Annotated in this window: 13 protein-coding genes; 7 read left to right on the top strand and 6 right to left on the bottom strand. The window is 56.9% G+C overall.

Annotated features, from left to right (window positions below):
- Positions 1–128 precede the first annotated feature (128 nt).
- The 6 genes from cpxP (at position 129) to EH164_RS21895 (ending at position 6206) form a co-directional block, all read left to right on the top strand.
- Positions 129–623 (top strand): cell-envelope stress modulator CpxP, encoded by a 495-nt coding sequence (gene cpxP, locus EH164_RS21920; RefSeq protein ID WP_023479354.1) that lies wholly within the window; start codon positions 129–131, stop codon positions 621–623.
- 149 nt (positions 624–772) lie between these two features.
- Positions 773–1657: a CDF family cation-efflux transporter FieF gene (gene fieF / locus EH164_RS21915; protein ID WP_023479353.1), complete on the top strand. Its 885-nt coding sequence runs from the start codon at positions 773–775 to the stop codon at positions 1655–1657.
- A gap of 201 nt (positions 1658–1858) precedes the next feature.
- Positions 1859–2821: a 6-phosphofructokinase gene (gene pfkA, locus EH164_RS21910; RefSeq protein WP_023479317.1), complete on the top strand. Its 963-nt coding sequence runs from the start codon at positions 1859–1861 to the stop codon at positions 2819–2821.
- A gap of 146 nt (positions 2822–2967) precedes the next feature.
- Positions 2968–3957 carry a sulfate ABC transporter substrate-binding protein gene (locus EH164_RS21905; RefSeq protein ID WP_124970974.1) on the top strand — a complete coding sequence of 330 codons (990 nt, stop codon included), beginning with the start codon at positions 2968–2970 and terminating at the stop codon, positions 3955–3957.
- A gap of 112 nt (positions 3958–4069) precedes the next feature.
- A complete protein-coding gene (locus tag EH164_RS21900) occupies positions 4070–4828 on the top strand; it encodes a CDP-diacylglycerol diphosphatase (protein ID WP_124970971.1) in 759 nt (252 codons plus the stop codon).
- Positions 4829–4901: 73 nt separating this feature from the next.
- Positions 4902–6206: an SLC13 family permease gene (locus EH164_RS21895; protein WP_124970968.1), complete on the top strand. Its 1305-nt coding sequence runs from the start codon at positions 4902–4904 to the stop codon at positions 6204–6206.
- A 39-nt stretch (positions 6207–6245) separates the two neighbouring features.
- Here EH164_RS21895 and tpiA read toward each other — a convergent pair whose 3' ends face one another.
- Positions 6246–7013 carry a triose-phosphate isomerase gene (gene tpiA / locus EH164_RS21890; RefSeq protein WP_023479339.1) on the bottom strand — a complete coding sequence of 256 codons (768 nt, stop codon included), beginning with the start codon at positions 7011–7013 and terminating at the stop codon, positions 6246–6248.
- A 107-nt stretch (positions 7014–7120) separates the two neighbouring features.
- Positions 7121–7720: a DUF1454 family protein gene (locus tag EH164_RS21885; protein ID WP_042717036.1), complete on the bottom strand. Its 600-nt coding sequence runs from the start codon at positions 7718–7720 to the stop codon at positions 7121–7123.
- Between the two features lie 113 nt (positions 7721–7833).
- Between EH164_RS21885 and EH164_RS21880 the strand changes: the two genes are divergently transcribed.
- Positions 7834–8253, top strand: a complete 420-nt coding sequence (locus EH164_RS21880; RefSeq protein WP_124970965.1) for a DUF805 domain-containing protein — start codon at positions 7834–7836, stop codon at positions 8251–8253.
- Here the strand turns inward: EH164_RS21880 and fpr are convergent, their stop codons facing one another.
- The 4 genes from fpr to EH164_RS21860 form a co-directional block, all read right to left on the bottom strand.
- Positions 8254–9000 (bottom strand): ferredoxin--NADP(+) reductase, encoded by a 747-nt coding sequence (gene fpr / locus EH164_RS21875; RefSeq protein WP_023479366.1) that lies wholly within the window; start codon positions 8998–9000, stop codon positions 8254–8256.
- A gap of 96 nt (positions 9001–9096) precedes the next feature.
- Positions 9097–10107, bottom strand: coding sequence for a class II fructose-bisphosphatase (gene glpX / locus EH164_RS21870; protein ID WP_042717041.1), 1011 nt, complete (start codon positions 10105–10107; stop codon positions 9097–9099).
- Between the two features lie 107 nt (positions 10108–10214).
- Positions 10215–11723 carry a glycerol kinase GlpK gene (gene glpK / locus EH164_RS21865; protein ID WP_076768846.1) on the bottom strand — a complete coding sequence of 503 codons (1509 nt, stop codon included), beginning with the start codon at positions 11721–11723 and terminating at the stop codon, positions 10215–10217.
- Positions 11724–11744: 21 nt separating this feature from the next.
- Entirely contained in the window at positions 11745–12596 is an 852-nt protein-coding gene (locus EH164_RS21860; protein WP_023479322.1) for an MIP/aquaporin family protein, read from the bottom strand.
- Between the last annotated feature and the right edge of the window lie 112 nt (positions 12597–12708).

Below are 12708 nucleotides of genomic sequence, written 5' to 3'. Positions count from 1 at the left end.
AATTACGTCATCAAGCGTCGCTAATCCATGACTTTACGTTGTTTTACACCCCCTGACGCATGTTTGCAGCCTGAATCGTAGACTGATTTTCGTTCACTCGTGAGACAAATAGGTTACTGGAGTAAATGATGCGCATCGTTACCGCTGCCGTCATGGCCTCAACGCTGACATTAAGCGCTGTTAGCCAGGCTGCTGAAGCCGTAACAGGCGATAACTGGCACCCCACTGAGGGGATTGCACAGCGCAGTGTTCAGAGCCATATGTTCGACGGTATTAATCTGACCGAACATCAGCGCCAGCAGATGCGGGATCTGATGACACAGGCGCGGCACGACCAGCCACCTGTTAATGTTAGCGAAATGGAGACAATGCACAGCCTTGTCACCGCAGATAAATTTGATGAAACCGCTGTACGCGCTCAGGCAGAAAAAATGGCGCAGGAGCAGGTCGCTCGCCAGGTTGAGATGGCGAAAGTCCGCAACCAGATGTACCACCTGCTAACGCCGGAGCAGCAAGCGGTTTTAAACCAGAAGCACCAACAACGGATGGCAAAGCTGCGTAACGTTGCGCAGATGCAAAAAAGCTCCCCGTTGACGGTAATGAGTAGTAGCAGTACCAGGTAACAACCCCTGTTTTTCCTTGCCATAGACACCATCCCTGTCTTCCCCCACATGATGTGGGGGTTTTTTTTGCCCGCAATTCCTGCCCCTATTTTCTCCATTGCTCCTTTTGCTATCCGTTATAATTCCGCCAACGACAAGCAGGAGCGTGTATGAAAGCATCTTATGGACGGCTGGTCACACGGGCGGCAATGGCGGCAACCATCATGGCATCGCTGCTGCTGGTGATTAAAATTTTCGCCTGGTGGCATACCGGTTCGGTCAGTATTCTGGCGGCGCTGGTCGATTCGCTGGTGGATATCGCCGCGTCGCTCACCAACCTGCTGGTGGTGCGCTATTCGCTGCAACCGGCGGATGAGGAGCATACGTTCGGGCACGGCAAAGCGGAGTCGTTAGCCGCGCTGGCGCAGAGTATGTTTATCTCCGGCTCCGCGCTGTTCCTCTTTTTAACCGGCATTCAGCATCTTGCTCGGCCGGAGCCGTTGCAGGCCGCGGGAATTGGCGTTGCCGTTACGCTGGTGGCGCTGATCAGCACTGTGATTCTGGTCACTTTTCAACGCTGGGTTGTGCGCAAAACACACAGCCAGGCGGTGCGCGCGGATATGCTTCATTATCAGTCTGATGTTATGATGAACGGCGCTATTCTCATCGCGCTTGGGCTGGCGTGGTATGGCTGGCATCGGGCGGATGCGCTGTTTGCGCTGGGTATCGGCGGCTATATCTTGTACAGTGCGTTGCGTATGGGGTATGAGGCGGTACAGGCGCTGTTGGATCGCGCACTACCCGATGGAGAGCGCCAGGAAATTGTTGATATTGTCACTTCCTGGCCGGGCGTCAGAGGCGCTCACGATCTTCGCACGCGGCAGTCAGGGCCGACCCGCTTTATTCAAATACATCTGGAAATGGACGATCACCTGCCGCTGGTTGAGGCGCATCTTGTCGCCGAGCAGGTAGAGCAGGCAATTTTGCGCCGTTTCCCCGGCTCCGATGTGATTATTCATCAGGATCCGTGCTCAGTTGTTCCTCAAGGACGATAAGCCCGCAGAGGCTTTCGTAACGCGTTTTTTAAGTGTGGGTCAGGCAGTGCGGTTGTGTATAAAATACCCCCATTTCGCCTGACCTGAATCAATTCAGCAGTAGTGGATTGAGATACTATTTGCAGCATTGTTGTTCGCTCCCCGTGGGAGTTGCTTCGGGCCACAGAATTTTATTTTGCATTCCTAAGTTCAGAGGTAGTCATGATTAAAAAAATCGGTGTGTTGACAAGCGGCGGTGATGCGCCAGGCATGAATGCCGCCATCCGCGGCGTTGTCCGTGCAGCATTAACAGAAGGTCTGGAAGTTGCAGGTATCTACGACGGCTACCTGGGCCTGTATGAAGACCGGATGATCCAGCTCGACCGCTACAGCGTGTCTGACATGATCAACCGCGGCGGTACCTTCCTCGGCTCTGCCCGCTTCCCGGAGTTCCGCGAAGAGCATATCCGTGCCGTGGCTATCGAAAACATGAAAAAGCGCGGCATTGACGCGCTGGTCGTTATCGGCGGCGACGGCTCCTACATGGGCGCGAAGCGCCTGACCGAAATGGGCTTCCCGTGCATCGGTCTGCCGGGCACCATCGATAACGACGTTGCCGGTACCGACTACACCATCGGCTACTTCACCGCGCTGCAAACCGTGGTTGAAGCGATTGACCGCCTGCGCGACACCTCCTCTTCACACCAGCGTATCTCCATCGTCGAAGTGATGGGCCGTTACTGCGGCGATCTGACCCTGGCCGCAGCCATTGCCGGCGGGTGTGAGTTTATCGTTCTGCCGGAAGTGGAGTTCAACCGCGAAGACCTGGTCGCCGAGATCAAAGCCGGTATCGCCAAAGGTAAAAAACACGCGATTGTGGCGATCACCGAGCACATCTGCGATATCGACGAGCTGGCGAAGTACATTGAGAGCGAAACGCAGCGCGAAACTCGCGCGACCGTGCTTGGCCACATCCAGCGTGGCGGTTCGCCGGTGCCTTACGACCGCATTCTCGCCTCCCGTATGGGCTCCTACGCTATCGATCTGCTGCTGCAGGGCTACGGTGGCCGCTGCGTCGGCATCCAGAACGAAAAAATGGTGCATCACGACATCATCGACGCGATTGAAAACATGAAGCGTCCGTTCAAAGGCGACTGGCTGGACTGCGCGAAAAAGCTCTACTAATCCGCACTACGCCCTCGCTGCTGAGGGCGTTTTTTTACCGCAAGATATTCCTCAAAGTTATAGCCAATCTTTTTTTATTCTTTAATCATCGGATCCCTTTCTGGCAGGCTGGTGTCATCAAAATTGACAACCGAAGAGAGCGGACAATGAATAAATGGGGCGTGGGCTTAACGCTGCTTCTGGCTTCCAGCAGCGTACTGGCAAAAGATATCCAACTGTTGAACGTGTCTTACGATCCGACGCGTGAACTGTACGAGCAGTACAACAAAGCGTTCAGCGCGCACTGGAAACAGGAGACCGGCGACAATGTGGTGATCCGCCAGTCGCACGGCGGCTCCGGCAAACAGGCGACCTCGGTTATCAACGGTATTGATGCCGATGTGGTGACGCTGGCGCTGGCCTATGACGTCGACGCGATTGCCGAGCGCGGCCGTATCGACAAAAACTGGATTAAACGCCTGCCCGACAACTCTGCGCCCTACACCTCGACCATTGTCTTCCTGGTGCGTAAAGGCAACCCGAAACAGATCCATGACTGGAACGATCTGGTAAAACCGGGCGTTTCCGTTATCACACCGAATCCGAAAAGCTCCGGCGGCGCACGCTGGAACTATCTGGCGGCCTGGGGCTACGCTCTGCATCAGAACGGCGGCGATCAGGCTAAAGCGCAGGAGTTTGTTAAAGCGCTGTACAAAAATGTCGAAGTGCTCGATTCCGGCGCGCGCGGCGCGACCAACACCTTTGTAGAACGCGGGATTGGCGATGTGCTGATTGCGTGGGAAAACGAAGCGCTGCTGGCGACCAAAGAGCTGGGCAAAGATAAGTTTGAGATCGTCACCCCGAGCGAATCTATCCTCGCCGAGCCGACCGTATCAGTGGTCGATAAAGTCGCGGATAAAAAGGGCACACAGAAAGTGGCGGAAGCCTATCTGAAATATCTCTATTCGCCAGAAGGGCAGGAGATTGCCGCGAAGAACTTCTACCGCCCGCGCGATGCGCAGGTTGCGGCGAAATACGCCAGCGAATTCCCGAAACTGAAATTGTTCACCATTGATGATGTGTTCGGCGGCTGGAGCAAGGCGCAGAAAGAGCACTTCGCCAACGGCGGCACTTTTGATCAGATTAGTAAGCGGTAATTTTTACTGTTAAACCAGCCGGATGGCGTAAGTGCTATCCGGCAAATTCGGGGTGTCGCTTCGTTTAATTTTTGCGCTATTATGCCGTTTCTTTCAGCAAAGGAAGCGGAAAATGAAAACTGTTAAACGTCTTATTATTGCCCTGCTGGTCCTGGTTGTCGTTGCAGCCGCAGGTGTATGGATTTGGATGAAGTTCACCAGCAACCCGGACGCGTTGCGCCAAATCGTCTTTCAGCAGTGCCTGCCCAATATGCGTAATCACAACAACCCCGCACCCTGCGAGCAGGTTAATTTCAAAAACGGCTATGTGTTAATGAAGGACCGCAACGGCCCGTTGCAGTATTTGTTAATGCCCACCTACCTGATTAATGGCACCGAAAGCCCCTTATTGCTTAAGCCTGCGACGCCGAACTTCTTCTGGCAGTCCTGGCAATCACGAGATGTGATGAGCACCCGGCGCGGCAGCCCGATCCCGGATGAGGCGGTCTCGCTGGCGATTAACTCCCGCTCTGGCCGCACCCAGAACCATTTCCATATTCATATCTCCTGCCTGCGTACCGACGTGCGCGAAAAGCTTAATGAGAATGCCGGGCGCATCAGCAGCCAGTGGCTGGCCTTCCCCGGCGGGCTGCTTGGCCATGAGTATTTAGCCCGGCGCGTAACGGCGGCAGAGCTGGCGCAGCGTAGCCCCTTCCTGATGCTGGCGGAAGAGGTGCCGGATGCGAAAGAGCATATGGGACGCTTTGCACTGGCGCTGGCGCAGCAGTCGGACGGCTCGTTTGTGCTGCTGGCGACAGAGCGAAATCTGCTGGCGTTAAACCGCGCATCGGCGGAAGAGATTCAGGATCATCAGTGCGAAATCCTCAAATAACCCCACCATAATTCGCATTTACTCACTCTGCCTGTCCCCGTAGAATTGCTGAAAAAATCTACAGGAGACAGGCATGTCGCTCTGGCTTTCGCACCCTCTGTTCCTTCCCTCTGTTATCGTCGGTATCACCATTATTCTCTGGGCGACGTCGCTATTGCCGGAGTTCATCACCGCGCTGCTCTTTTTCACCGCTGCGATGATCGCGAAAATCGCGCCGCCGGAGGTAATTTTTGGCGGCTTTGCCTCGTCCGCTTTCTGGCTGGTGTTTAGCGGCTTTGTGCTTGGCGTCGCCATTCGCAAAACCGGGCTGGCGGATCGCGCGGCGCGGGCACTATCGGCGAAGATGACCGGCTCCTGGCCGCAGATGGTGGCAAGCGTGGTGCTGCTCAGCTATGCGCTGGCGTTTGTTATGCCCTCCAATATGGGGCGGATTGCGCTGTTAATGCCGATTGTTGCGGCGATGGCGGCGCGCGCTGGCATCAATGAGGGCACACGCGCGTGGTATGGCCTGGCGCTGGCGGTTGGCTTCGGCACTTTCCAGCTTTCGGCGACCATTCTGCCTGCTAACGTCCCCAACCTGGTGATGAGCGGCGCGGCGGAAGGCTCCTACGGTATCCATCTCAACTATTTGCCTTATCTGCTGCTGCATACGCCGGTGCTGGGGATCCTGAAAGGCGCAATTCTGATTGGCCTGATCTGCTGGCTCTTTCCCGGTAAACCGCAGGCGATGCGCGAAGCGCTGCCTTCTACGCCGATGAGTAGGGATGAAAAGCGTCTCGCCTGGCTGCTGGCGGTGGTGCTGACGCTGTGGGTAACGGAGAGCTGGCACGGCATTGGCCCGGCGTGGACCGGGCTGGCGGCCGCTTTCGTCACGCTGCTGCCGCGCGTTGGCTTTATCTCCGGCGATGAGTTCTCCAGCGGGGTGAATATCCGCACCTGCATCTACGTCGCCGGGATTCTGGGGCTGGCGATCACCGTGACGCAAACCGGTATCGGTAGCGCGGTGGGCGATGCGCTGCTGCATGTGATGCCGCTTGATGCCGAACGCCCGTTCACCAGTTTTCTCGCGCTCACCGGCATTACCACCGCGCTCAATTTTATTATGACCGCCAACGGCGTCCCGGCACTGTTTACCACGCTGGCGCAAAGCTTTGCCGACGCCACCGGTTTCCCGCTGCTGTCGGTGATTATGATTCAGGTGCTGGGCTATTCGACGCCGCTGTTGCCCTATCAGGCTTCGCCGATTGTAGTGGCGATGGCGCTCGGTAAAGTGCCTGCGCGCGCAGGGATGCTGCTCTGTCTGGCGCTGGCGCTGGTGAGTTATCTGCTGTTGCTGCCGCTTGATTACGCGTGGTTTAAAGTACTGGGGAAATTGTAGAAGAGACCCTCTCCCGGGCGGGAGAGGGTAACAGCAGTATTACGCCTGTTTAGCGGCTTCAGCAGCTTTAACGATTACTGCGAAGGCGTCAGCTTTCAGGGAAGCACCGCCAACCAGCGCGCCGTCGATATCCGGCTGGGCAAAGAGTTCTGCCGCGTTGCTGGCGTTAACAGAACCGCCGTACTGGATGATCACTTGCTCAGCTACTTTCGCGTCGGCTTTAGCAATGTGGTCACGGATAAATTTGTGCACGGCCTGAGCCTGCGCCGGGGTAGCGGATTTGCCGGTACCGATCGCCCAAACCGGTTCGTAGGCGATAACCACGCCTTCGAACGCGCTCGCGCCCTGCGTTTTCAGCACGGCGTCGATCTGGCGCGCGCACACTTCTTCGGTTTTACCCGCTTCGTTTTCCGCTTCGGTTTCACCGATGCACAGCACCGGAACCAGACCCTGCTCTTTCAGCACGGCGAATTTTTTCGCGATCAGCTCATCGGATTCAGCGTGGTAAGTACGACGCTCTGAGTGGCCGATGATGATGTATTTTGCGCCGATATCTTTCAGCATTTCAGCGGAGGTTTCGCCGGTGAACGCGCCAGAGAGGTTGGTGTCAACGTTCTGCGCGCCAAGGATGATGTGGCTGCCGTCAGCGGCGTGTTTTGCCAGATCCAGGTAGAGGTTCGGCGGCGCAATCGCCACGCCGCAGCCTGAAACGCCCGCCAGTTCGGTACGCAGGTTGGCAATCAGTTCGTTAACCATGTGGCGGCTGCCGTTCAACTTCCAGTTACCCATCACTAAAGGATGTCGCATTTTTACTCTCCACGCGCTTGGCGAATTAATGAAAATGGCCGCCCCTCAGGGCAGCATGGTCTGAGAAACAGTATAGAGATCCCTCCCCTGAAAGGCTTTGCTTTTTGTCATTTATTGTTCCCTTCCAGAGGTTCAGATAGCGTCAGCTTAATCGGTTCAACCGCGAAGGTTAGCCCCTTTTCCCCGTTGTCTGCCACCACATAGCGCACCGCGCCTTCCGTCTCAGCGTAGTAAGCCTTGTTTTTGCCGTTGGTCAGCAGTTTTTGTACTTTTTGCATACTTTGCGCCGCGGTCATGGTCGGAGAGAAGGCGCGAATAAAAGCGCTCATATACTCCTGCGCCTTCGCTTTCGTCGCTTTCTGCTCCGGCCCCTGCACCGGCAGCCAGGTGATCTGCATCGATTTGATCTTTAACGTGCCGCGCTCCAGCGCCGTGGAGGCATAGAGATAATCATTGATACGCGTCGCCGCGCGCGTCAGGTTGGCACGATCGCTACGGCTGTCGACGGCGCGGAACTCATTCAGCGCAAGCGTGGGATTGTCGGTATTAAACTTCTCCCGGAACTGGCTGATCGATTCATCAAAGGTAGGCGCGCCCGGCAGTAAGTAGGGCGCGGTGACGGCGGCTGGCGCCTCTTCTGCCCAACCCGGCGCGCAGAACGCCAGCGCGGAAAAGAGCAGCCAAAAGTGGTAACGCCGTGCTTTCATTCACATCGCCCTCTGTAGAGTGTGCTGACGATTAAAACGAGATTGGGCGGCCTTGTCAAAAACTCCCGCCGCCAGGGTACACTAGCCGCTATTACGATAATAAGGAACCTTACATGGGCATACAGCAGTGGTTGTTTTCGTTTAAGGGGCGCATCGGACGCCGCGATTTCTGGATCTGGATGGTGCTGTGGGTGGTGAGCATGACCCTGCTGTTTGTGCTGGCGAATAATGGCATGCTCGATTTTCAGACGGCGGCGTTTATTCTCGTCTGCCTGATTTGGCCGACCGCCTGCGTGATGGTCAAACGGCTGCACGATCGCGGTCGTCATGGCGGTTGGGCGCTGCTGATGGTGCTGGCGTGGATGCTGCTGTCAGGTAACTGGGCGATCCTCGACGGCACGCTGGCATGGGCGGTGGGACGCCTGATCCCGGTGGCGATTATCGTGGTAATGATGATCGACCTGGGCGCGATGCTCGGCACCCAGGGCAAAAACCGTTTTGGCAATGAGACGCTCGAGGTGAAGTTCCGCTGATTACCAGTAGTGCTCAGCGGTGATATGCCCTGGACGGCGGCGCAGGTGTTTGGCCATCTGCCGGGTATCTTTCAGTAACTGGGTGGTGTCGCGCACCATCTGCGGGTTGCCGCACAGCATCACATGGCTGGTCTCGGCGCTCATCGGCAGACCGACCGCTTCCTCCAGCGCGCCGCTCTCAATCAACGCCGGAACGCGCCCGGTTAAAGAGCCGGAGAGCGTCTCGCGGCTGACCACCGTCTGAATGCGCAGCTTCCCTTCATAGCGCTTTTGCAGCTCCAGCATCAGCGGCAGGTAGCTTAGATCCGCACCGTAGCGCACCGCGTGCAGCAGGACGATATTTTTGAACCGTTCAAGATCTTTCCCCTCCTGCAGCATCGAAAGGTAAGGCCCGATAGCCGTGCCGGTCGCCAGCATCCAGAGCGTTTCGCACTCCGGCACCTCTTCCAGCACGAAAAAGCCAGCGGCTTCGCTGACAATTAACAGCTCATCGCCCGGTTGCAGGGCGGCCAGGCGCGGGCTCAGTTTGCCTTCCGGAACGGTGACGAGATAGAACTCAAGATCGGGATTGCTTGGCGCGTTGACGTAGGAATACGCGCGCTGCACGCGCTCGCCGTCAATCTCCAGCCCAAGCTTGGCGAACTGTCCGGCAGTGAAGGGTTGAACGGGGGCATGTACGGTGAGGCTGAAGAGTGCATCGGTCCAGAATTCCACCTTTGTGACTTTTCCTGTTACCCAATCCGCCATGGTTCTCTCCTGTTCTGTAACGTTGCCTTATCCTGGTGGTTGTCGCCTGAGATTTCCAGCCCGCGCGGGCCGGAAAGCTCAATTGAACAAATAGACTTACAGTATATGTCGTTGTACGTCCGGGTCTTTACGATCCAGATAATGGATCGATTGAATCCGGCGAATGGTGCGAGATTTACCGCGGATCAGCAGCGTCTCGGTGGTCGCCATATTGCCTTTGCGCGTAATGCCGTCCAGCAGATCGCCTTTGGTGATGCCGGTGGCGGAGAAGATGACATTATCGCTGCGCGCCATCTCATCGAGGCGCAGCACATTGCCCGCTTCAATGCCCATACCGCGGCAGCGTTTCAGCTCCTGCTCGCCGATACGGCGGTTCTCTTCGCTGTCGCCTTTCACCTGGTGACGCGCCAGCAGGCGGCCCTGCATATCGCCATCCAGCGCGCGGATCACCGCCGCCGATACCACGCCTTCCGGCGCGCCGCCAATTCCGTAGAGCACATCCACTTCACTGTCGGGCATGCAGGTGAGGATCGAGGCGGCGACATCGCCGTCGGGAATGGCAAACACGCGCACGCCCAGCGCCTGTAACTCGGCGATAGTCGCATCATGGCGCGGCTTGGCAAGAATGGTGACCGTCAGTTCGCTGAGCGGTTTGCCGAGCGCGGCGGCGATATTGCGCAGGTTATCGGCTAAGGGCAGGTTGAGATCGATAGCGCCTCTGGCTCCGGGGCCGACGATCAGCTTTTCCATATACATATCGGGGGCGTTGAGGAAGCAGCCTTTGTCACCAACCGCCAGCACCGCCAGCGCGTTGGCCTGGCCCATCGCCGTCATGCGCGTCCCTTCAATCGGATCGACGGCGATATCCACCGCGTCGCCTTTGCCGGTGCCCACTTTCTCACCGATAAAGAGCATCGGCGCTTCGTCAATCTCCCCTTCGCCGATGACAATCGTGCCGTCAATGTTGACCTGGTTGAGCATAATGCGCATAGCGTGTACCGCTGCGCCGTCCGCCGTGTTTTTATCGCCGCGCCCCAGCCACTTATAGCCAGCCAGCGCCGCAGCTTCGGTAACACGGGAGAATTCGATGGCAAGTTCTCGTTTCATCACACACTCAGTTTTGAAAGAAATTGCGCGAAGTTTAACACAGTGAAAAGAGGAGGGGGGTGAGGCAGATGCCCCCTCCCGGCAGGGAGAGGGCATAAGTGGAGCGGTTACTCTTCGTGTTCTTCCCACGCCATCGCGCGTTTCACGGCTTTTTTCCAGCCGCTGTAGCGGAAGTTACGCTCGGTAGTTTCGATGCCCGGACGGAATTCGCGCTCGATAACGGCTTTCTCCTGCAACTCATCCAGGTTCTGCCAGAAACCAACCGCCAGGCCTGCCAGGTAAGCGGCACCCAGCGCGGTCACTTCGCGCACTTCCGGACGCTCAACGCGCGTGCCGAGAATGTCCGACTGGAACTGCATCAGGAAGTTATTTGCCACCGCGCCGCCATCCACACGCAGCGCGTGCAGGCGAATACCGGAGTCAGCCTGCATCGCTTCCAGCACGTCGCGGGTCTGGAAGGCAATCGACTCCAGCGTCGCACGAATGATGTGGTTCGCGTTAACACCACGGGTCAGGCCGAAGATGGAGCCGCGTGCATACGGATCCCAGTACGGCGCGCCCAGGCCGGTGAAGGCCGGAACAACGTAGACGCCGTTGGTGTCCTTCACTTTAGTAGCGAAGTATTCGGAGTCGAACGCGTCATTGATCAGCTTCATCTCATCGCGCAGCCACTGAATGGAGGCGCCAGCCATAAACACCGCGCCTTCCAGCGCATAGTTCACTTCGCCTTTCGGGCCGCAGGCGATGGTGGTCAGCAGGCCATGATCGGATTTCACTGCCTGCTCGCCGGTGTTCATCAGCATAAAGCAGCCGGTGCCGTAAGTGTTTTTCGCCATCCCCTCTTTCACGCAGAGCTGGCCAAACAGCGCCGCCTGCTGGTCGCCCGCAATACCGGCGATAGGAATACGCGTGCCGCCTTTACCGCCGATGTTGGTCTGACCGTACACTTCGGACGACTTACGCACCTGCGGCAACATTGCGCGCGGGATATCCAGCACTTCCAGCATTTTGTCGTCCCACTCCAGCGTGTGGATGTTGAACAACATGGTGCGTGAGGCGTTGGTGTAATCGGTGACGTGTACGCGCCCCTGGGTCATTTTCCAGATAAGCCAGGTATCGACGGTGCCGAACAGCAGTTCGCCGCGTTTAGCACGCTCGCGCGAACCTTCAACGTGGTCGAGGATCCACTTCACCTTGGTGCCGGAGAAGTAGGGGTCGATCACCAGCCCGGTGGTGCTACGGATGTAATCTTCCATGCCGTCGCGTTTGAGCTTTTCGCAGATCTCAGAGGTGCGACGGCACTGCCAGACGATAGCGTTGTGAATCGGTTTGCCGGTTTCACGCTCCCAGACAATCGCGGTTTCGCGCTGGTTAGTAATGCCAATGGCGGCAATCTCGTCGGAGTTGATATCCGCTTTCGCCAGCACTTCGACCAGCGTGGAGCTTTGTGACGCCCAAATTTCCATCGGGTCATGCTCAACCCAGCCTGGCTTCGGGTAGATTTGTTCAAATTCGCGCTGTGAAACGCTAATGATGTTGGCATCGTGGTCCATCACAACGGCGCGGGAGCTGGTAGTGCCCTGGTCGAGCGCAACGATATATTTTTTGTCAGTCATAGTTATGATCCCGTAGTCACATTACAGCGAAGCTTTTTGTTGAGCCGTGGTGGAGGCGGTGCCTTTCTCTTTCGCAGCCTCACTGGTTCCAGACGGCAGATGGCGGGCGATCAGTTTGCGATAGCTGAACGCGCCAAGCGCCGCGCCTACAATCGGCCCAAACAGCGGCACGAGGAAGTAGGGAATATCTTTGCCGCCGGTAAAGGCGACGTTACCCCAGCCGGCGAGCCAGGCGAAGGTCTTCGGTCCCAGGTCACGCGCCGGGTTCATGGCGAAGCCGGTGAGCGGACCCATTGAAGCACCAATGACCGCGATCAGCAGACCGATCAGCAGCGGAGCCATTGGGCCGCGCGGCACGCCGTTGCCATCATCGCCCAGCGCCATAATCACGCCCATCAGAATAGCGGTAATTACCATCTCAACAGCGAAGGCCTGCACAAAATTGATGTGCGGGTTGGGGTAGGTTGAAAAGATGCCAGCCAGATCAAGACTTTCGACGCTGCCGCGTACCATATTGTGCGTCTGTTCGAAGTCGAGGAAAAGATTGTAGTAAAGCCCGTAAACAAGTGCAGCCGCGCAAAACGCGCCGGCAAATTGAGAAAAAATAAAAGGAACAACTTTGCGTCCGTCAAAGCTCGCGAAGAGCCAAAGTGCAATGGTTACAGCCGGATTAAGATGCGCGCCGGAAACCCCTGCGGTCAGGTAGATGGCCATCGCCACGCCCAAACCCCAGATGATACTGATCTCCCACTGGCCAAAGGTGGCACCCGCCACTTTTAACGCTGCAACACATCCCACGCCGAAGAAAATCAACAACCCGGTACCGAGAAACTCGGCAATGCACTGGCCTTTTACGGTTGGTGTCTGACTCATAATCGGATCCTGCAGAAGTTTAATGGTTATTGTAGGCATGAGGGAAACAGCACCCCCATGATGTCGTGTAGACATAGTGTTAATTTATCGTTAACGAGCAAAAACGAGAAAT

The sequence above is a fragment of the Kosakonia sp. CCTCC M2018092 genome (assembly GCF_003864115.1).
Taxonomy (GTDB): Bacteria; Pseudomonadota; Gammaproteobacteria; order Enterobacterales; family Enterobacteriaceae; genus Kosakonia; species Kosakonia cowanii.
The sequence above is the reverse complement of the archived record's forward strand: the minus strand, read 5'-3'. Positions and strand labels throughout refer to the sequence as shown.

Bases quoted from the DNA above. Each gene is read 5' to 3' on its own strand.
- cpxP (WP_023479354.1), top strand. From the start codon at position 129: ATGCGCATCGTTACCGCTGCCGTCATGGCCTCAACGCTGACATTAAGC.
- EH164_RS21880 (WP_124970965.1), top strand. From the start codon at position 7,834: ATGGGCATACAGCAGTGGTTGTTTTCGTTTAAGGGGCGCATCGGACGC.
- EH164_RS21895 (WP_124970968.1), top strand. From the start codon at position 4,902: ATGTCGCTCTGGCTTTCGCACCCTCTGTTCCTTCCCTCTGTTATCGTC.
- EH164_RS21860 (WP_023479322.1), bottom strand. From the start codon at position 12,596: ATGAGTCAGACACCAACCGTAAAAGGCCAGTGCATTGCCGAGTTTCTC.
- tpiA (WP_023479339.1), bottom strand. From the start codon at position 7,013: ATGCGACATCCTTTAGTGATGGGTAACTGGAAGTTGAACGGCAGCCGC.
- EH164_RS21905 (WP_124970974.1), top strand. From the start codon at position 2,968: ATGAATAAATGGGGCGTGGGCTTAACGCTGCTTCTGGCTTCCAGCAGC.
- fieF (WP_023479353.1), top strand. From the start codon at position 773: ATGAAAGCATCTTATGGACGGCTGGTCACACGGGCGGCAATGGCGGCA.
- pfkA (WP_023479317.1), top strand. From the start codon at position 1,859: ATGATTAAAAAAATCGGTGTGTTGACAAGCGGCGGTGATGCGCCAGGC.
- fpr (WP_023479366.1), bottom strand. From the start codon at position 9,000: ATGGCGGATTGGGTAACAGGAAAAGTCACAAAGGTGGAATTCTGGACC.
- glpX (WP_042717041.1), bottom strand. From the start codon at position 10,107: ATGAAACGAGAACTTGCCATCGAATTCTCCCGTGTTACCGAAGCTGCG.
- glpK (WP_076768846.1), bottom strand. From the start codon at position 11,723: ATGACTGACAAAAAATATATCGTTGCGCTCGACCAGGGCACTACCAGC.
- EH164_RS21885 (WP_042717036.1), bottom strand. From the start codon at position 7,720: ATGAAAGCACGGCGTTACCACTTTTGGCTGCTCTTTTCCGCGCTGGCG.
- EH164_RS21900 (WP_124970971.1), top strand. From the start codon at position 4,070: ATGAAAACTGTTAAACGTCTTATTATTGCCCTGCTGGTCCTGGTTGTC.